The organism is Cupriavidus sp. 05N38, assembly GCF_056397345.1.
Map to the genome: position 1 here is coordinate 1 of NZ_JBFTNF010000101.1, position 17,311 is coordinate 17,311.

15 protein-coding genes, 1 tRNA gene and 1 pseudogene are annotated in these 17,311 nt (G+C 68.8%); 5 read left to right on the forward strand and 12 right to left on the reverse strand.

The features are described from left to right. Positions 1-143 precede the first annotated feature (143 nt). The 10 genes from AC1DK4_RS38035 to gloB all read right to left on the reverse strand — a co-directional run bounded on the left by AC1DK4_RS38035 (position 144) and on the right by gloB (position 13,141). Complete coding sequence (locus tag AC1DK4_RS38035; protein WP_441618261.1) at positions 144-554, reverse strand: RidA family protein; 411 nt, start codon at positions 552-554, stop codon at positions 144-146. A 64-nt stretch (positions 555-618) separates the two neighbouring features. Continuing rightward, complete coding sequence (locus tag AC1DK4_RS38040; protein WP_441618259.1) at positions 619-1,092, reverse strand: acyl-CoA thioesterase; 474 nt, start codon at positions 1,090-1,092, stop codon at positions 619-621. Beyond that, positions 1,089-2,759 carry an AMP-binding protein gene (locus AC1DK4_RS38045; RefSeq protein WP_441618257.1) on the reverse strand — a complete coding sequence of 557 codons (1,671 nt, stop codon included), beginning with the start codon at positions 2,757-2,759 and terminating at the stop codon, positions 1,089-1,091. Before AC1DK4_RS38045 ends, AC1DK4_RS38040 begins: the two co-directional genes overlap by 4 nt. Before the next feature lie 71 nt (positions 2,760-2,830). Beyond that, the gene (locus AC1DK4_RS38050) at positions 2,831-3,994 is read right to left on the reverse strand and encodes an acyl-CoA dehydrogenase family protein (protein ID WP_441618255.1); all 1,164 of its coding nucleotides are present in this window, start codon (positions 3,992-3,994) and stop codon (positions 2,831-2,833) included. A 44-nt stretch (positions 3,995-4,038) separates the two neighbouring features. Then, positions 4,039-4,890, reverse strand: a complete 852-nt coding sequence (locus tag AC1DK4_RS38055; RefSeq protein ID WP_441618253.1) for an enoyl-CoA hydratase family protein — start codon at positions 4,888-4,890, stop codon at positions 4,039-4,041. 64 nt (positions 4,891-4,954) lie between these two features. Beyond that, positions 4,955-5,755, reverse strand: a complete 801-nt coding sequence (locus tag AC1DK4_RS38060; RefSeq protein ID WP_441618251.1) for an SDR family NAD(P)-dependent oxidoreductase — start codon at positions 5,753-5,755, stop codon at positions 4,955-4,957. A gap of 2 nt (positions 5,756-5,757) precedes the next feature. Beyond that, positions 5,758-8,172 carry a bifunctional salicylyl-CoA 5-hydroxylase/oxidoreductase gene (locus AC1DK4_RS38065; protein WP_441618249.1) on the reverse strand — a complete coding sequence of 805 codons (2,415 nt, stop codon included), beginning with the start codon at positions 8,170-8,172 and terminating at the stop codon, positions 5,758-5,760. A 210-nt stretch (positions 8,173-8,382) separates the two neighbouring features. Beyond that, positions 8,383-10,311 carry a propionate--CoA ligase gene (locus AC1DK4_RS38070; protein ID WP_441618391.1) on the reverse strand — a complete coding sequence of 643 codons (1,929 nt, stop codon included), beginning with the start codon at positions 10,309-10,311 and terminating at the stop codon, positions 8,383-8,385. A 200-nt stretch (positions 10,312-10,511) separates the two neighbouring features. Then, the gene (locus AC1DK4_RS38075) at positions 10,512-12,179 is read right to left on the reverse strand and encodes a transglycosylase SLT domain-containing protein (RefSeq protein ID WP_441618247.1); all 1,668 of its coding nucleotides are present in this window, start codon (positions 12,177-12,179) and stop codon (positions 10,512-10,514) included. A 158-nt stretch (positions 12,180-12,337) separates the two neighbouring features. Further along, positions 12,338-13,141, reverse strand: a complete 804-nt coding sequence (gene gloB, locus AC1DK4_RS38080; protein WP_441618245.1) for a hydroxyacylglutathione hydrolase — start codon at positions 13,139-13,141, stop codon at positions 12,338-12,340. Positions 13,142-13,151: 10 nt separating this feature from the next. Between gloB and AC1DK4_RS38085 the strand changes: the two genes are divergently transcribed. The 5 genes from AC1DK4_RS38085 (at position 13,152) to AC1DK4_RS38105 (ending at position 16,040) form a co-directional block, all read left to right on the forward strand. Further along, entirely contained in the window at positions 13,152-13,943 is a 792-nt protein-coding gene (locus AC1DK4_RS38085) for a class I SAM-dependent methyltransferase (protein WP_441618243.1), read from the forward strand. A gap of 82 nt (positions 13,944-14,025) precedes the next feature. Then, entirely contained in the window at positions 14,026-14,463 is a 438-nt protein-coding gene (rnhA, locus tag AC1DK4_RS38090; RefSeq protein WP_441618389.1) for a ribonuclease HI, read from the forward strand. 62 nt (positions 14,464-14,525) lie between these two features. Beyond that, positions 14,526-15,263, forward strand: coding sequence for a DNA polymerase III subunit epsilon (dnaQ, locus tag AC1DK4_RS38095; protein WP_441618241.1), 738 nt, complete (start codon positions 14,526-14,528; stop codon positions 15,261-15,263). Between the two features lie 143 nt (positions 15,264-15,406). Then, positions 15,407-15,481, forward strand: a tRNA-Val gene (locus AC1DK4_RS38100). A gap of 235 nt (positions 15,482-15,716) precedes the next feature. Continuing rightward, positions 15,717-16,040, forward strand: a complete 324-nt coding sequence (locus tag AC1DK4_RS38105) for a hypothetical protein (protein ID WP_441618239.1) — start codon at positions 15,717-15,719, stop codon at positions 16,038-16,040. Between the two features lie 43 nt (positions 16,041-16,083). Here the strand turns inward: AC1DK4_RS38105 and AC1DK4_RS38110 are convergent, their stop codons facing one another. Together AC1DK4_RS38110 and AC1DK4_RS38115 are read right to left on the reverse strand one after the other, a co-directional pair. Beyond that, positions 16,084-16,902 carry an IclR family transcriptional regulator gene (locus AC1DK4_RS38110; RefSeq protein WP_441618237.1) on the reverse strand — a complete coding sequence of 273 codons (819 nt, stop codon included), beginning with the start codon at positions 16,900-16,902 and terminating at the stop codon, positions 16,084-16,086. A gap of 150 nt (positions 16,903-17,052) precedes the next feature. Further along, positions 17,053-17,311, reverse strand: a pseudogene (locus AC1DK4_RS38115) (4-hydroxybenzoyl-CoA reductase); the annotation flags it as partial.

A 17,311-nucleotide genomic window follows, 5' to 3' on the forward strand; every position in this document is an offset into this window, starting at 1 on the left:
GCGCTAGGGTGATGGGGTTCTGAAAGCGAAACTTTCGGATTATACCCCGCCGCACCCATTTTCTCAAGTTATCAAGGACTTGCGGGCGCATCGGGAGCTTTCGCCCGCCTTGCCCCGCCGCCCCGGGAGCCGCGCYGGTGGCCTTACGCGGCTGGAGGCACTACCGCCGTGACCTCTATTTCCACCTTGGCGCGGGACTCCACCAGGTCGGCCACTTCCACCGCCGTCATGGCCGGGAAATGACGTCCGATGGTGGCGCGATAATGCTCGCCGATGGCGCGATAGGCACTCACGTAGGCTTCCTTGTCCTTCACATACCAGGTCATGCGCACGATGTGATCGGGGCGCGCCCCGCCCTCGGCCAGCACCGCCACCACGTTGCGCAGGGCTTGCCCCACCTGCTCCGCGAAATCGTCGGTCTCGAACTCGCACTTGCCGTTCCAGCCGATCTGGCCGCCGACGAAGAGCAGGCGGCTGCCCACCTGCATTTCGGTCATCACGCCATTGGCGTAGCCGCGCGGCGGCGCCCAGTCTGGTGGTTGCAGAATCTTCATGATCGGTCATCCCGTTGCTTGTGTTTTTGATTTCCCTGACGGCGGCCCCGGCGGGGCGCAGCCATCAGCTTCCGGCTGCGTCGTGGGGCATGCCGGCCTGCATGCTGCCGGCCTCGCCCGGGGGCAGCACAAAGCGCTCCATCTGCGCGCGCACCGCCGGTGGCAGCGCGCGCGGCACCAGTTCGCCGGCATCGACGCAGACCAGCCGCTGCGCCACTTCCAGCCGCGTATCGCCATCGGGCCCGCAAAAGCGCACCAGCAGGGAGAAGCTGCTGCGCCCCAGATGCGTCACGCGCAATTCCCGGCGCAGCACTTCGTCGAGCCGGCTCGGCGCCACGAACCGGCACGACAGCGCGGCCGTGGGCACCCCCGCCTGCCCGGCGCCGTGCATCTCGCCGAAGGGCCAGCCCAGCGCCTCGCGGAACCAGTCCTCGACCAGGTCGTTGAGCATCTCGAAGTAGCGCGGGAAGAACACGATGCCCGCGGCATCGCAGTCCTTGAAGCGCACGCGGCGCAGGCTGGCGAAGACCTCGCTCACGGCTGCCTCCCGCCGCCCGCTCCTTGCTGCTCCGCCATCTGGCGCAGGCGGAAGCGCTGCAGCTTGCCGGTCTCGGTGCGCGGCAGCGCATCCACGAAGATCACGCGCCGCGGATACTTGTAAGGCGCGATCTCGGCCTTGACGTAGGCCTGCAGCGCGGCGCTGGTCGCCTCGCTGGCAGGCACGCCGGGGCGCAGCACCACATAGGCCGCGACCACCTGGCCGCGCTCGGCATCGGCCATGCCCACCACGCCGCACTCGGCCACCGCCTCGTGCCGCATCAGCGCGCTCTCCACTTCGGGGCCGGCAATGTTATAGCCTGCCGAGACGATCATGTCGTCGGAGCGCGCCTGGTAGTAGTAATAGCCATCGGCGTCGGCCATGAAGGTGTCGCCCGGCAGGTTCCAGCCGTCCCTCACATAGGCAGACTGGCGCGGGTCGTCCAGGTAGCGGCAGCCGGTGGGTCCGCGCACCGCCAGCTTGCCGACGGTGCCGGGCGGCACCGCCTGCATCGCATCGTCGACGATGCAGGCGATATAGCCCGGGACCACCTTGCCGATCGAGCCCGGCCGCACATCCGCGCCGGCGCTGGAGATGAAGATATGCATCATCTCCGTGCCGCCGATGCCGTCGGTCATCTCGATCCCGGTGGCCGCCTTCCAGCTCTGGCGCGTGGCGTCGGGCAGCGCCTCGCCGGCCGACACGCTCTTCTTCAGGCTGGAAATATCGTAGCCCGGCGCCAGCGCCGCCATCTGCCGGTAGAAGGTCGGCGCGGTGAAGACGATGGTGGCACGCCATGCCTGGATCAGTGCCAGCAGGCTGTCCGGCGCGAGGCGCTCGGCCAGCGCCGTGGACGCCCCCACCCGCAGCGGGAAGCACAGCATGCCTCCCAGGCCGAAGGTAAAGGCCAGCGGCGGCGTGCCGCAGAAAATGTCGTCGGGGCCGGGCTTGAGCACGTGGCGCGGAAACAGGTCGCACATGGCGATCACATCGCGGTGAAAGTGCACCGTGCCCTTGGGCTGGCCCGTGGTGCCGCTGGTGAAGGCGATCAGGCAGATGTCGTCGGCCGCGGTGTCGCAGGCCGCGTACGCATCCGGCTTGCCGGCCATGGCCGCTTCCACCGAGCCCGCGCCGCTGCCGTTGAAATACAGCACCTGCGCCAGGCTCGGGCAATGCTGCTCGGTTCCGGCGACCAGGTTGGCATCGAGCTCTTCGCGCAGCCGTTCGTCGCACAGCGCCGCGCTGACCTGGGCGCGGTCGATCACCTGCTTGAGTTCCTTGGCACGCAGCAGCGGCATGGTCGGCACGGCGATCAGGCCGGCCTTGACCACCGCCAGCCAGCATGCCGCCATCATCAGGTTGTTGGGCCCGCGCAGCAGCACGCGGTTGCCCGGCACCAGCTTCATGTCGCCGGTGAGCACGTGGGCGATGCGGTTCGACAGCGCGGCCAGATCCGCATAGGTGACGGCGCGCTGCGCGCCGTCCTGTTCGTAACGGATGGCCACGCGCTCCCCGCGCCCTTCGCGCACGTGGCGCTCGACCAGTTCCAGCGCGCAGTTCATGCGCCCGGGGTATTGCGTGTCCTCGTTGAACAGCAGTTCCGGCCACTGCGCCGGGGGCGGCAGCCGGTCGCGTGCAAAGGTATCGAGGTGGGCAGTGCTCGCCATGATTGTCTCCGCTTCCTTCATTCTGGTGATGCTGGTAAGGGTGGTGGTCCTGCTGCGCCGGCGCCGCCGGGCTAGCCGCGATGCTGCGCCAGCGTCTCGCGCGCGATGATCARCTTCTGCACTTCGGTGGCGCCTTCGTAGATGCGCAGCGAGCGGATCTCGCGGTACAGGCTCTCCACGCGCGTGCCGACCTTGACGCCGAGCCCGCCGAACATCTGCACGGCGCGGTCGATCACCTGCTGCGCGTTCTCGGTGGCAACCATCTTGGCCATCGCCGCCTCGCGCGTGGTGCGCACGCCGGCCACGTCGCGCAGCCAGGCCGCGCGGTAGGTCAGCAGCGCCGCCGAGTCGATCGCGGTGGCCATGTCGCCGAGCGCGGCCTGCGTGAGCTGCAGGTCGGCCAGCACGCCGCCGAACATCGGGCGCGAGGTGGCGCGCGCCAGCGCTTCGTCCAGTGCGGCGCGGCCGAAGCCGAGCGACGCGGCGGCCACCGAGGCGCGGAAGATATCCAGCGTCATCATCGCCACCTTGAAGCCCTGCCCCGCTTCGCCCAGGCGCGCGCCGGCGGGCACGCGGCAGTTCTCGAAGCGCAGCGTGGCCAGCGGGTGCGGCGCCATCACGTCGATGCGCTCGGCGATGCTCAGCCCGGGCGTGCCGGCATCCACCACGAAGGCGGAGATGCCGCGCGCGCCGGGCGCCTCGCCGGTGCGCGCGAACACGCAGTAGAAATCGGCAATGCCGCCGTTGGAGATCCAGGTCTTGACGCCGTCGAGCACGTAGTCGTCGCCGTCGCGCACGGCGCGGCACTGCATGGCCGCCACGTCCGATCCCGCATCCGGCTCGGACAGCGCAAAGGCCGCGATCGCCTCGCCGCGCGCCACGCGCGGCAGGTAGCGCTCGCGCACGGCCTCGCTGCCGGCCAGCGAAATGGCGCCGCTGCCCAGGCCCTGCATGGCGAAGGCGAAGTCGGCCAGGCCATCGTGGCGCGCGAGCGTTTCGCGCAGCAGGCACAGCGAGCGCGAATCGAGCTTGTCGAGCGCGCCGCCGTAGGCGGCCGGCACGCAGTAGCGCAGCCAGCCGGCCGCGCCGAGCTGGCGCACCAGCGCGCGGCAGGCGGCATCGGTATCGCTGTGGTCGACGGCCAGCGAAGCCGTGGCCCAGGCGTCGAGGCGCTGCTCCAGTTCGCGGTGCGCGTCATCGAAGAACGGCAGGGCGAGATAACTCTTGTCGGACATGGCGTTGGCCTTCCTCTTTCTTGGGGTCTGCTTTGCGTGTGGTTTCAGTCGCCTTCGAACACCGGGCGCGTCTTGGCCACGAAGGCATCGTAGGCGCGGCGGAAGTCCCTGGTCTGCATGCAGATGGCCTGCGCCTCGGCCTCGGCCTCGATGGCTTCGTCCAGGCCCATATTCCATTCCTGGTGCAGCAGCTTCTTGGTCACGCCGTGGGCGAAGGTGGGGCCGGCGGCGATCTGCGCGGCCAGCGCCTGCGCGTCGGCCAGCAGCGTTTCCGGCGCATGCAGCACGTTGAAGAAGCCCCATTGCAGCCCCTCCTGGGCGTTCATGGCGCGGCCGGTGTAGAGCAGTTCGCTGGCGCGGCCCTGGCCGATCACGCGCGGCAGCAGCGAACACGCGCCCATGTCGGCGCCGGCCAGGCCCACCCGCACGAACAGGAAGGCGGTCTTGGCCTGCGCCGTGCCCAGCCGCATGTCGGAGGCCAGCGCCATCATCGCGCCGGCGCCGGCGCAAATGCCGTCGACGGCGCTGACGATCGGCTGCGGACAGGCGCGCATGGCCTTGATCAGGTCGCCGGTCATGCGCGTGAACTCCAGCAGCTCGGGCATGGTCATGCGCGTGAGCGGGCCGATGATCTCGTGCACATCGCCGCCCGAGCAGAAATTGCCGCCGGCGCCGGTGACCACCACGGACTTGATGTCGGTGGCGTAGCACAGGCCGCGGAACAGGTCGCGCAGCTCGGCGTAGGAATCGAAGGTCAGCGGGTTCTTGCGCTCCGGGCGGTTCAGCGTCACGGTGCCGACCTTGCCGTCGGCCGAGACCGACCACAGGAAATGTTTGGGCTGGTAGCCGGCGAAGCTGCGCTTGTGGTGGCGCATGTCCAGTGCGATTTCGCTCATCTCGTTTCTCGCTTGCAGGGATTCGTTGGATTGCGTTGTGTGCTTGCGTCTCGCCGCGCGGGGCTCAGCCGGCCATGACTTCGCCGCCGGCCACCGGGATCGACTGTCCGGTGATGGCGCTGGCCGACGGCTGGCACAGCCATGCCACCGCATCCGCCACTTCCTCGGGCTGCACCAGGCGCCCCTGCGGATTGCCCTTGGCCAGATCGGCGCGGGCCTGCGCCTCGCTACGGCCGGTCTTGCGCACGATATTGGCCACCGCGTCACGCACGATGTCGGTCTCGGTGTAGCCCGGGCAGACCGCGTTGACGGTCACGCCGCTGCTGGCGGTCTCGAGCGCCAGCGCCCGCGTCATGCCGATCACGCCGTGCTTGGCCGCGCAATAGGCGCTGACATAGCCATAGCCAGCCAGGCCGGCGGTGCTGGCCACGTTGACGATGCGGCCCCAGCCGTTCTCCAGCATGCCGGGCAGCGCCGCCTGCGTGCACAGGAAGGTGCCGGTCAGGTTGACTTCGAGCATGCCTTGCCACAGCGCCAGGTCGGTCTTCATGAAGGGCGCGCTGCGCGCCTGCCCGGCGTTGTTGACGAGCACGTCGATGCGCCCCGCCCTCTGCGCGGCCGCGGCAAACGCCGCCGACACGCTGTCGGCGCTGGAGATATCCGCGCTGACCGTGCCGAGCACGGCCGGCGGCACCACCGCATCGGCCAGCGCATCGGCGGTGGCGGCCAGCGTGGCCGCGTCGCGACCGAGCAGGGTGACGCTGGCGCCGTGCGCCAGCAGGCGCCGCGCGATGGCGGCGCCGATGCCGCGACCGCCGCCGGTGACCAGGGCGTGCCGGCCCTGCAGGGAATGCTGTGCACCCATGTTCAAAGACCCTCCGCCTGGCGCGCATGCAGCGCCTCTTGTCTTGCCTGTTGCTGCGCCATCTGCGCCGCACGTTCCAGATTGGTCTCGAGCTGGCGCTTGCCGGCCTGGTATTGCTTCGGCCAGGCCAGTTCGCGATGCCCGATCCGCGCGGCCTCGTGGATGGTCCAGGCCGGGTCCGCCAGGTGCGGACGCGCGATCGCGCACAGGTCCGCGCGGCCGGCAGCGATGATGCTGTCGACGTGGTCGGCCTCGAAGATCGCGCCCACGGCGATGGTGGCGATGCCGGCCTCGTTGCGGATGCGGTCGGCGAACGGTGTCTGGTACATGCGCCCATACACCGGTGCCTGGTCCGGGCTCACCTGGCCCGACGAGCAATCGATCATGTCCGCGCCGGCGGCCTTGAAGGCGCGCGCGATCTCGATTGCATCGTCGGGCGTGATGCCGCCCTCGACCCAGTCATGCGCCGAGATGCGCACCGACATGGGCCGCTCCTGCGGCCACGCCGCGCGCACCGCCGCGAAGACCTCGAGCGGATAGCGCAGGCGCGCGGCCAGCGAGCCGCCGTATTCGTCGCCACGCAGGTTGGTCAGCGGCGAGATAAAGCTCGACAACAGGTAGCCGTGCGCGCAATGCAGCTCGAGCCAGTCGAAGCCGGCCTCGGCGGCGCGCCGCGCGGCGGCCGTGAAATCGTCGCGCACGCGGTCCATGTCGGCGCGCGTCATTTCGCGCGGCACCTGCGAGATGCCGGGCATATAGGGCAGCGCCGAGGCCGACAGCAGTGGCCAGTTACCGTTGTCCAGCGGGTAGTCCATCTGCTCCCAGCCGAGCTGTGTCGAGCCCTTGCGCCCCGCGTGGCCGATCTGCATGGCAATGCGCGCATCGCTGTTGGCGTGCACGAAGTCCACGATGCGGCGCCACGCGTCGCGCTGCGTGTCATTCCACAAGCCCGGGCAAGCCGGGGTGATGCGCGCGTCCGGCGAGGTACAGGTCATCTCCGCCACCACCATGCCGGCGCCGCCGAGCGCGCGCGCGCCCAGGTGGGTCAGGTGGAAATCGCCGGGTACGCCGTCCTCGCAGGAATACATGGCCATCGGCGATACCACCACGCGGTTCTTCAGCGTGACGTCGCGCACGCGGAACGGCGTGAACATCGGCGGCACGGCGCGCGCGCCGGCTTGCGGCGCGGCCGTCTGCGCCCCCGCCACGTCGGCCGCGGCCTGGCTTGCCAGCCAGCGCTCGAAATCGTCCACATAGCCCGCATCGCGCACGCGCAGGTTCTCGTGCGAGATGCGCTGCGAGCGCGTCAGCAGCGAATAGGCAAACTGGTCGGGCGCCATGCCGGCATAGCGCGCCACGTTCTCGAACCATTCGGTTGAGTTGCGCGCGGCATTCTGGATCTTCAGCACTTCCACGCTGCGGCTGGCCTGGTAGCGCTCCAGCGCCTGCGGCAGCACGTCGGCGCCGCCGGCGCCCGCATCGCGGATATTGTTGGCCAGCTCGATGGCGTCTTCCAGCGCCAGCTTGGTGCCCGAGCCGATCGAGAAATGCGCCGTGTGCGCGGCATCCCCCATCAGGACCACCGGCACGCGACGGCCGTCGGCAAGCGTGTTCCAGTGCACCCAGGTATGGCAGATCACGCGCGGGAAGCGGATCCAGCTGGCGGAGCCGCGCAGGTGGGTGGCGTTGCTGATCAGGCGGTTGCCGTCCAGGTAGCGCGCGAACAGGCGCTCGCAATACGCCACGCCCTCTTCCTGGCTCATCTGCTCGATCCCTGCCGCGCGCCACACCGGCTCGGGCGCTTCCACGATGAAGGTGGAGGTATGGTCGTCGAAGCGGTAGGCATGGGCCTGGAACCAGCCGTGCTCGGTCTTCTCGAAGGCAAAGGTGAAGGCGTCGAACAGCTTGTGCGTGCCGAGCCAGACAAAGCGGCACCGGCGCGTATCGATATCGGGCCGGAAGGTGTCGGCGTAGCGCCCGCGCACACGGCTGTTGATGCCGTCGGAGGCGATCACCAGGTCTGCCTGGTATTGCTGCGCAAGTGCCTGGTCATCCGCGACGTCGGTCTCGAACACCAGGTGCACGCCGAGTTCCTCGCAGCGCGCCTGCAGGATATTGAGCAAGCGCTTGCGGCCGATGCCGATGAAGCCGTGGCCACCGGAGCGGATGGTGCGCCCGCCGATATGGACGTCGATATCGTCCCAGTGGTTGAAGGCCTCGTCGATCTGGCGCGCGCTGACCGGGTCGGCGACCTTGAGGTTGTCCATGGTGGCATCCGAGAACACCACGCCCCAGCCGAAGGTGTCGTAGGGGCGGTTGCGCTCCACCACGTAGACCTCGTTGGCGGGGTCCTGCAGCTTCATCAGCAGGCCGAAGTACAGGCCCGAAGGGCCACCGCCGATACACAACACTCGCATCTTTCGTCTCCAGCGCGCCGGTGCCGCCGCGGCGCAAGCCAGCGGCACGGACAGCATATTTCGGCGCATGCGATGCGCGGCTGCGCATCTAGATCATGCTTAAATATTTTATGCTTAAAATATTAGTCCGCATGGCGGCGGCTGGCAAGCACAATCTCTGCGGCGGCGCAGCGGCGGCCCCGCCAGCCGGGGCCGCCGCCCTTCTTCTCCTCAGCCCTGCATCGCCGCCCGCAACTGGGCCAGCGCGGTCGGGTCCTCGATGGTGGTGAGGTCGCCCGGGTCGCGGCCCTCCGCCACGGCCTGCATGGCGCGCCGCAGCAGCTTGCCCGAGCGGGTCTTGGGCAGCGCGTTGACGAAGAACACCCGCGCCGGTCGCGCCACCGCGCCGAGCTGGCGGTCCACGGTCTTCATCACGTCGCCTTCCAGCGCCAGGCGGTCGGCCTGGGTAGCGGTGCGGCCCGCGTCGCGCGCAATGACGAAGGCCATCGCCACCTGGCCCTTGAGCGCATCCTGCACGCCCACGACCGCCACTTCGGCCACGGCCGGATGTGACGAAATACTCTCTTCGATCTCGCGTGTGCCGAGCCGGTGGCCAGCCACGTTGATCACGTCGTCGGTGCGGCCAAGGATGAAGATGTAGCCATCCTCGTCCTGCACGCCCCAGTCGAACGTGGAGTAGCAGCGGCGGCCCGGCACGCCGCTCCAGTAAGTCCGGACGAAGCGCTCGTCGTCGCCCCACACGGTGCTCAGGCATCCGGGCGGCAGCGGCCCGTCGATGGCGAGCACACCCTTCTGGCCCCGCGGGCACTCGGCGCCGGTGGCTTCGTCGACGATCTTCAGGTCGTAGCCGTACACCGGCACGCCGGGCGAGCCCAGCTTGGCCGGCAGCGGATCGATGCCGCGCTGGATCGCGATGATCGGCCAGCCGGTCTCGGTCTGCCAGTAGTTGTCCACCACCGGCTTGCCGATGCCCTGCTGGATCCAGCTCGCGGTGGGCTCGTCGAGCGGCTCGCCGGCCAGGAACAGCAGGCGCAGGCCGGACAGGTCGTAGCGCGTGAGCCAGGCGGGATCCTGCTTCTTGAGCACGCGGATCGCGGTGGGCGCGCTGAACATCAGGTTCACGCGGTACTGCTCCACCAGCTGCCAGAGGATGCCGCCGTCCGGGTACACCGGCGTGCCTTCGTACAGCAGCGTGGTCATGCCGGCCAGCAGCGGGCCGTAGACGATATAGCTGTGCCCCACCACCCAGCCGATATCGGAACTGGAGAACATGGTGTCACCAGGCTTGCCGCAGAAGATGTACTCCATCGACGTGGCCAGCGCCACGGCGTGGCCGCCGGTATCGCGCTGCACGCCCTTGGGCTTGCCGGTGGTGCCCGAGGTGTAGAGCACGTAGGACGGCTCGCTCGATTCCAGCCACGTACACGGCACCCGCGCCGCGCCCACGCGTTCGCGCCAGGCAGCGTAGTCTTCGTCGCGGCCGGCGACCAGCGTCATCGGGGCGAGCCGGCGGTCCACCATCAGCACGCGTTCCGGCTTGTAGGCGGCCAGTTGCAGGGCCTCGTCGAGCAGCGGCTTGTAGGGCACCACCTTGCCCGCGCGCGAGCCGGCATCGGCGCTGATCACCACGCGCGGCTGCGCGTCGTCGATGCGCGCGGCCAGGCTGACCGAAGCGAAGCCGCCGAACACCACCGAATGGATGGCGCCGATGCGCACGCAGGCCAGCATGGCGAACGCCGCCTCGGGAATCATCGGCATGTAGATCAGCACGCGATCGCCGCGGGCCACGCCCATCTGCTGCAGGATCGCCGCCATGCGGTTGACCTCGTCGTGCAGCTCCGCGTAGCTGTAGCTGCGGTGCTCGCCGGTCTCGGTGGACACGTAGACCAGCGCCGGCTGGCCGGCCCGCTCCGCCAGGTGGCGGTCCACGGCGTTGTGGCAGAGATTGGTGCGCCCGCCGGCGAACCAGCGGGTGAATGGCGCGCGGCTGTCGTCCAGCACCGTATCGAACGGCGTTTCCCATTCGATGCGGCGGGCCTGCTCGGCCCAGAAACCTGCGGGATCGCTCAAGGACCGGGCGTGCAGGGCACGGGTTGCCGTCATGGCTTGTCTCCTCCGCTTTGTCGCGGGTTGTCTGATTTCTGTGCCGGCAGCCGCTGGCCATCTCCGGATACCGGTGACGGGTCACCAGGCGCTGCCTGCCATTAGTTTGCCACCACCGGCGGCGCTTGCAGTCTGGCCACGCCGCCTTACGCAAGACTTACCGCGCGCCGCGCCGAAAAACAAAAAGGGCGTGCCAGCGGCACGCCCTTGATCCAGCACAAACCCGCGCCGTGCGATCAGTGCGCGCGCGCCTTGCCGGAGGCCTTGCCAGCCGCCTTGGTGCTGGCCTTGGCCGACGCCACCGCGGGCGCCGCCCTGGACGACGAGGCCCTGGCGGGCGCCTTGGCCGCCGCGGCTGCGCCCTTGCGCGGCGCGGCTTCCACCGTGACGCGCTGGCGCGCGCCATGGCCCCCGGCCGCGGCGTGCGCCGGCTCGGCGTGTACCGGCACCAGCGCGGACGCCGTCGACGGTTCGGCCGGTGCGCTGGCGAAGCGGCTGCGCGCCGGCACCATCAGCACCAGGCTCTGCCCCGACACCAGCTTGGTGCCGGACAGCTTGTTCCAGGACTGCACCTGGCCCTGCGACACGCCATAGCGGTGCGCCACCGACGCCACCGTATCGCGCCGCCCGGCGCGCACCACGATGCGGCGCGCATCCGGCACATCAGGCTCCACGGCCATCATCGCGCTGTCGGCCAGCGTGGCGCTGATGTCCTGGTTATGCTCGCCGGAACGCGGCACCACCACCGTCGAGCCGGCCTTTAGCCGCATGCCCTTGGGAATGCGGTTGATGTCGCGGATGGTGTCGGCATCGATATTGAGCCGCGCCGCCAGCGCTTCGATGCGCTCGCGGTTGTCCACCGTCACCGCGGTCCAGCTCGACAGGCCGCCCCGGTAGGTGTTCAGGTTGTACTGGAAGCGCTCGGCGTTATCGAACGGCAGCAGGATTTGCGGATTGGCCGCGCCGAGGATCACCGGCCGGTTGAAGGACGGGTTGAGCGCCTTGAATTCGTCGAGCGGCAGGTTGGCCAGCTTGGCGGCCAGCGTGACGTCGATATCGCGCGAGGTGGTCACCGTGACGAAATACGGGTGATCCGGGATGTCCGGCAACTTGACCCCGTACATCTGCGGATTGGCGATGATGTTCTTGACCGCCTGCAGCTTGGGCACGTAGTAGCGCGTCTCGTTGGGCATGTTCAGGCTGGCATAGTCGGTCGGCAACCCGCGCGCCTGGTTGCGCGCGATCGCGCGCGAGACCGCGCCCTCGCCCCAGTTGTAGGCGGCCAGCGCGAGCTGCCAGTCGCCGAACATGTCGTACAGCCGCGCCAGGTAGTCCAGCGCGGCGTCGGTCGAAGCCAGCACATCGCGCCGCTCGTCGCGGAACATGTTCTGCTTCAGGTTGTAGGTCTTGCCGGTGCTCGGGATGAACTGCCACATGCCGGCGGCCTTGGCGGTCGATTCCGCCTGCGGATTGAAGGCGCTCTCCACGAACGGCAGCAGCGCCAGCTCGGTGGGCATCTTGCGCCGTTCCAGCTCCTCGACGATGTGATACAGGTAGCGGCTCGAGCGCCCCACCATCCGTTCCATATAGTCCGGCCGCTGCGCGTACCACTGCGTGCGATCGTCAACCAGCGTGCCTTCCAGGTCGGGCATGCCGAACCCGCGGCGGATGCGGTCCCAGATGTCGCTCGACGGGCCACGCAGCCAGCCCAGGCTGTCGCTGTCCACGTTGATGACGGAGGCGCTGTTGATCGAGTTGAGCGGATCGGGCTTCGAGATAGCCGGCCTGGTAGCGGAGGCGGTCGGGGTGCCGCCGTCGGCGGCTTCAGGCGGGGTTGGCGTGCTGGCGCACGCTGCAAGCAGCGCGGCACACGCAAACACCACCAGTAATCGACCAATTTTCATTAAGTTCTCAAATCGTGACGCTAAAAATTTGCCTGATGCTAAAAAAATCCGGCTTTCGCGTCAATGAAATTCTCCCGGCCGCGGCGGCTGGCCGGCGCGGCAGGTAATGTATGCGACAAGCGCCGGCAGGCATCGGCCAGCCGCGCCTGCGCACGAAATCAGCGGAAATTATCCTTCCATCCGCGCAGCGCGCCGAAGGCCGCCGCGTCGTCGCTGGCCGGACCGCCGGCGTGGGCCGCCACGGCCTGGCGCACGTCCGGCTCGCGCGAGCGCAGGAAGGGATTGACCTCGCGCTCCTGCGCCACGGTGGTCGGCACGGTCGGCGTGCCGGCCGCGCGCAGCGCTTCCACGCGCGCGTCCCAGGCGGCCAGCGCCGCATTTCCCGGCTCCACCGCGCGGGCAAAGCGGACATTGCTGCGAGTGTACTCGTGCGCGCAGTACACCCGGGTATCGCCGGGCAGCGAGGCCAGCTTGTCCAGCGACGCCAGCATCTGCGCCGGCGAGCCCTCGAACAGGCGCCCGCAGCCGCTGGCGAACAGCGTATCCCCGCAGAACACGGCGGGCCCGGCGCCCGGCAGGTCGGCCACGTAGGCGACGTGGCCGGCGGTATGGCCCGGCACGTCCAGCACGCGCAGTCGCATGGCCGGATACGCCACGTCCACCGTGTCGCCTTCGCGCACGGCCACGGTACGCCCGTCGATGCGCTCGCCGGCCGGCCCGATCACCGGCATCGGCATGCCGTCCGGCGCGCTCGGGTGCGCCGCCAGCAGCCCGGCCACGCCACCCTGGTGATCGCCATGGTGGTGGGTGATTACAATAGCGCCCAGGACCAGCCCCCTGCCGGCCAGGAAGGCCTCGACCGGCGCGGCCTCGCCCGGGTCCACCACGGCGGCGCAGTGACCGTCGTGGATTGCCCAGATATAGTTATCCTGGAATGCGGAAATCGGCTCCACCTTCAACATGCGTGCTCCTATGTCCAAGCGTCCGATTATAAGTTGGGAAGACTGGCTTGCCTCGCCACCCGGGCAGTACATGCTGCAATGGGAACAGGCACAGTACGACCGGACCGTGGCGGACATCTTCGGCTACCACGCCGTGCAGCTCGGCCTGCCCCATGTCGACACCCTGCGCGAGAACCGCATGCCGTTCTCCGCACTGGCGCTGGCGCCCGGCAGCGGCCCTCACGGCCCGCGCGCCCAGGTCGACGCGCGCCAGTTGCTGTGCCGCTTCGACGAACTGCCGTTCGCGACCCAGAGTATCGACCTCCTTACCCTGCCGCACATCCTGGAGTTTTCCGAAGACCCCCATGAAGTGCTGCGCGAGGTATCCCGCGTGCTGATGCCCGAAGGCCGCGTCGTGATCACCTGCTTCAATCCCATGAGCCTGTGGGGCGCGCGCCAGGGCCTCAAGCGGCTCGGCGCCGACCCGTTCCTGCCCAACGACAACCAGTCGATCGGCTTCGTGCGCATCAAGGACTGGCTCAAGCTGCTCGGTTTCGATATCATCCGCGGCCGCTTCGGCTGCTATTGCCCGCCGTACCGGACCGAACGCTGGCTGCAGCGCGCCGCCTTCATGGAGAAGGCCGGCGACCGCTGGTGGCCGATCTTCGGTTCCGTCTATATGATCTCTGCAGTCAAGCGCGTGCGCAATATCCGCCTGGTCGGCCCCGCCTGGAAAGCCACCAAGCCCGCGCTTTCGCCGGTCGCCGCGCCGGTGGCCACGCCCACCGGCACCCACGGCAAGGCCCCCGGCGACGAGCACTGAACGCCACCGCCTGCCCATCCAACAACCCGGCCGGCGCCCCCCGAGGCTGCCGGCCCCCAGCTGCGAATCCATGAGCAACGAAATCGAAGACGTCATCATCTATTCAGACGGCGCCTGCAAGGGCAATCCCGGCCGCGGCGGCTGGGGCGCGGTGCTGGTCGCCGGCGCCAACGAGAAGGAGCTGTTCGGCGGCGAGCAGAACACCACCAACAACCGCATGGAGATGACCGCCGTCATCGAAGCGCTGCGCGCCCTCAAGCGGCCGTGCCGCGTGGCCGTCTACACCGACTCCCAGTACGTGCAGAAAGGCATCGGCGAATGGCTGCCGGGCTGGAAGGCCCGTGGCTGGAAGACCGCCGACAAGAAACCGGTGAAGAATGCCGACCTCTGGCAGGAAATGGACAAGCTCGCCCAGGGACACGATATCTCCTGGCACTGGGTACGCGGCCACAACGGCCATCCCGGCAACGAGCGTGCCGACGCCCTCGCCAACCGCGGCGTGGCCTCCCTGCAGGGATAAGCAAGCGACAGGCGCCGCGGCCGCACGACGGCCGCCGCGCCTCACCGGTTAGAATGCCCGCCATGCGACAGATCGTTCTCGACACCGAAACCACCGGCCTCAACGCCGCCAGCGGCGACCGCCTGATTGAAATCGGCTGCGTGGAGCTGCTTAACCGCCGCCTCACGGGGCGGCACCTGCACTTCTACGTCAACCCCGAACGCGATATCGACGAAGGCGCGATCGCGGTGCACGGCATCACGGTGGACTTCCTGGCCGACAAGCCGAAGTTCGCCGAAGTCGTCCACGAGATCCGCGAGTTCGTCCAGGACGCCGAGCTGATCATCCACAACGCGCCCTTCGACCTTGGCTTCCTCGACATGGAATTCAAGCTGCTCGGGCTGCCGCCGTTCCGCGAGCACGCCGGCAGCGTGATCGACACCCTGCGCGAAGCCCGCCAGATGTTCCCCGGCAAGCGCAATTCGCTCGACGCGCTGTGCGATCGCCTCGGCGTCGGCAATTCGCACCGCACGCTGCACGGCGCACTGCTCGACGCGGAGCTGCTGGCCGAGGTCTACCTCGCCATGACGCGCGGCCAGAACTCGCTGGTGATCGACATGCTCGAAGGCGGCGGCGAGGAAAGCGGCGCGGTGGCGGCCGCCGACCTCTCCCGCCTGGCCCTGCCCGTGCTGATGGCCAGCGACGAGGAAGTCGACGCTCACCTCGGCGTGCTCAAGCAACTCGACAAGGCCAGCGGCGGCAAAGTGGTGTGGCAAGAGTCCGCGCAAGCCATCGCAGCCCCCGCCGCGCAAGCCGCGTAGGCCACGGCCCAAGCGCCGCGGCAGGCCCATGGATGCGCCGGACCACTTTTTTGAAGAAATTTCCAAGAAAGGGCTTTACAAGATACAGAGGTACCGGCATAATTTCGTTTCTCTGCAGCACGGCAGCAACAACGCAGCAGCAGGGGTGGTTAGCTCAGCGGTAGAGCACTGCCTTCACACGGCAGGGGTCACAGGTTCAATCCCTGTACCACCCACCAGAATTCGGTGAAGAACGAAGGACCTGAGGCGACAGCCCAGGTCCTTTTTTCTTTGGTGGCTCTTGATGGCACTGTGTGGCGCGTAATTGGCGCGTAATCCAGCACGCATCGCCGCCGCTTCCGTTTCCAGAAATCCCCCGCCCCGATTCAGAACTTTCCGCCTGAATCCCACCGCCGCCTCCCGTAAATCTGGAACCGTCGCGCCCAAGGCGCATATACGATGACGGTTCCCGCCATGAGAAGAATTTCACGATGGGTGAGCGCGGCCAGGTGGCTGCTGACGCTGGCGCTCGGCTTTGTCTGCGCCATCATGATCGCCGAGTTGTGGGCCGCCGCCTCCGCTCCCGCCCATGCCGACAGCGCGCAAGGTCCGTTCGCCGAATTGCGGGCCTACCGGGCCAGGGAATACTACGCGGCGGCCTGCGCGTTCGTTTTCGCCGCAGCCCTGTCCGCACTCTGGGCGCTGTGGGCCGCCAGCCGGGATCCCTGGTTGCGCTACCTTGCCGGTGCGCCCATCCTGGCGATCTGGGTACTGTCGATCCTCAATCGCGCGGGTTGAGCGGGTTGGCCGGTCGAGGCCACCCGCCACCGCACCTGCCGCTCTACAGCGCCAGCAACTCGCTTCTGGCCGGCCGGTAATCCAGCAGCCGCGACAATTCGGCCGCGGCTCCCCTCACCTGCTCCACCATGATGTCCAGTTTCTCCGGGTCGATGCGCGAGGCCGGGATGGTGGCGCCGAGCGCGGCCACCACCTTGCCGGTGCGGTCGCGCACCGGAGCGGCAATGGTGGAGATGCTGGTCTCGAAAAAGCCTTCCTGCAGGACGTAGCCCCGCTCGCGGTCGCGCTGGACCATGTCGAACAAGGCTTCCACGGTCTTGGGCGTGCTGTCGGAGAAGACTTCGAGCTGCGGCTCCGGATAGAGCACGCGCAGTTCGGCCAGCGTGAGGTCTTCGAGCAGCACGCGGCCGAGCACGGTGGCGTGCGCGGGCAGGCGCGTGCCGACGTTGACGGAGCTGGCGAACGGCGTCGGCGCGACGGACTTGGCGACATAGACGATGGAGCGGCCATCGCGCACCACCAGGTTGCAGGGATAGCTGATCTCGTCGCGCAGGCGGTCGAGCAGCGGGCGGCCGAGTTCGGTGAGTTCCAGCGAGGCGAGGTAGTCGAAGCCCAGGCGCAGTACCGCCATGCCCAGGCGAAACTCGCGGCCACCGTCGGTACGCTCGACAAAGCCCATCATCTCCAGCGTGGTGAGCAGGCGGAACACGGTGGAGCGCGGCACCTTGAGCCGGCGCGCCAGCTCGGCCGCCGACAGCGTCTTCTCGTGGCGGCTGAATTCGCCGAGCAGGCGCAGGCCGCGCTCGAGGCCCGGGACGATGTACTTGTCCTGCGGATCGGCAGGCTCGAGGGCGTCTGTCATGGTGTCGTCTGTGCGATTGGCGTGCTGTGGCATGGCGATATGGTAACGGCTTTGGCGCCGCGCCTGCTCCATGCCCGGCGCCGGGGCCACTTTGCCCGCCACGGCGCGCCAGTCGCCAGCCCCGCGCACGGAGCCGCCCGCGACACCGGCCTAGGGCTTCAGGTAGTCCCGCAACCACGCGGCACACTCGCCCGCGTGCTGCACCGGCCAGCGCACGGTGATGGTGGCGTCGGGCTGGCGCACCTCGATGCAGATGTCAGACAGCGGGCCGCGCTGCGCCGGTGCCGCGGCCGCCGCCGGCGAGAACAGGCGCGACCACCAACCGGCGCTGCCGTTGTGCGTGGCCTGCACGGCCCGGGCCGGACGCGCGGCCTGGTCCGCAGCCTGCCGTGCCGGCGCGGCCTCGGCC

What these genes read in the sequence shown, in the direction of transcription:
- AC1DK4_RS38060 (WP_441618251.1), bottom strand. Translation starts at nt 5,755, where the DNA reads ATGGGTGCACAGCATTCCCTGCAGGGCCGGCACGCCCTGGTCACCGGC.
- AC1DK4_RS38045 (WP_441618257.1), bottom strand. Translation starts at nt 2,759, where the DNA reads ATGGCGAGCACTGCCCACCTCGATACCTTTGCACGCGACCGGCTGCCG.
- AC1DK4_RS38055 (WP_441618253.1), bottom strand. Translation starts at nt 4,890, where the DNA reads ATGAGCGAAATCGCACTGGACATGCGCCACCACAAGCGCAGCTTCGCC.
- AC1DK4_RS38085 (WP_441618243.1), top strand. Translation starts at nt 13,152, where the DNA reads ATGTCCAAGCGTCCGATTATAAGTTGGGAAGACTGGCTTGCCTCGCCA.
- AC1DK4_RS38035 (WP_441618261.1), bottom strand. Translation starts at nt 554, where the DNA reads ATGAAGATTCTGCAACCACCAGACTGGGCGCCGCCGCGCGGCTACGCC.
- AC1DK4_RS38075 (WP_441618247.1), bottom strand. Translation starts at nt 12,179, where the DNA reads ATGAAAATTGGTCGATTACTGGTGGTGTTTGCGTGTGCCGCGCTGCTT.
- AC1DK4_RS38110 (WP_441618237.1), bottom strand. Translation starts at nt 16,902, where the DNA reads ATGACAGACGCCCTCGAGCCTGCCGATCCGCAGGACAAGTACATCGTC.
- AC1DK4_RS38065 (WP_441618249.1), bottom strand. Translation starts at nt 8,172, where the DNA reads ATGCGAGTGTTGTGTATCGGCGGTGGCCCTTCGGGCCTGTACTTCGGC.
- gloB (WP_441618245.1), bottom strand. Translation starts at nt 13,141, where the DNA reads ATGTTGAAGGTGGAGCCGATTTCCGCATTCCAGGATAACTATATCTGG.
- dnaQ (WP_441618241.1), top strand. Translation starts at nt 14,526, where the DNA reads ATGCGACAGATCGTTCTCGACACCGAAACCACCGGCCTCAACGCCGCC.
- AC1DK4_RS38105 (WP_441618239.1), top strand. Translation starts at nt 15,717, where the DNA reads ATGAGAAGAATTTCACGATGGGTGAGCGCGGCCAGGTGGCTGCTGACG.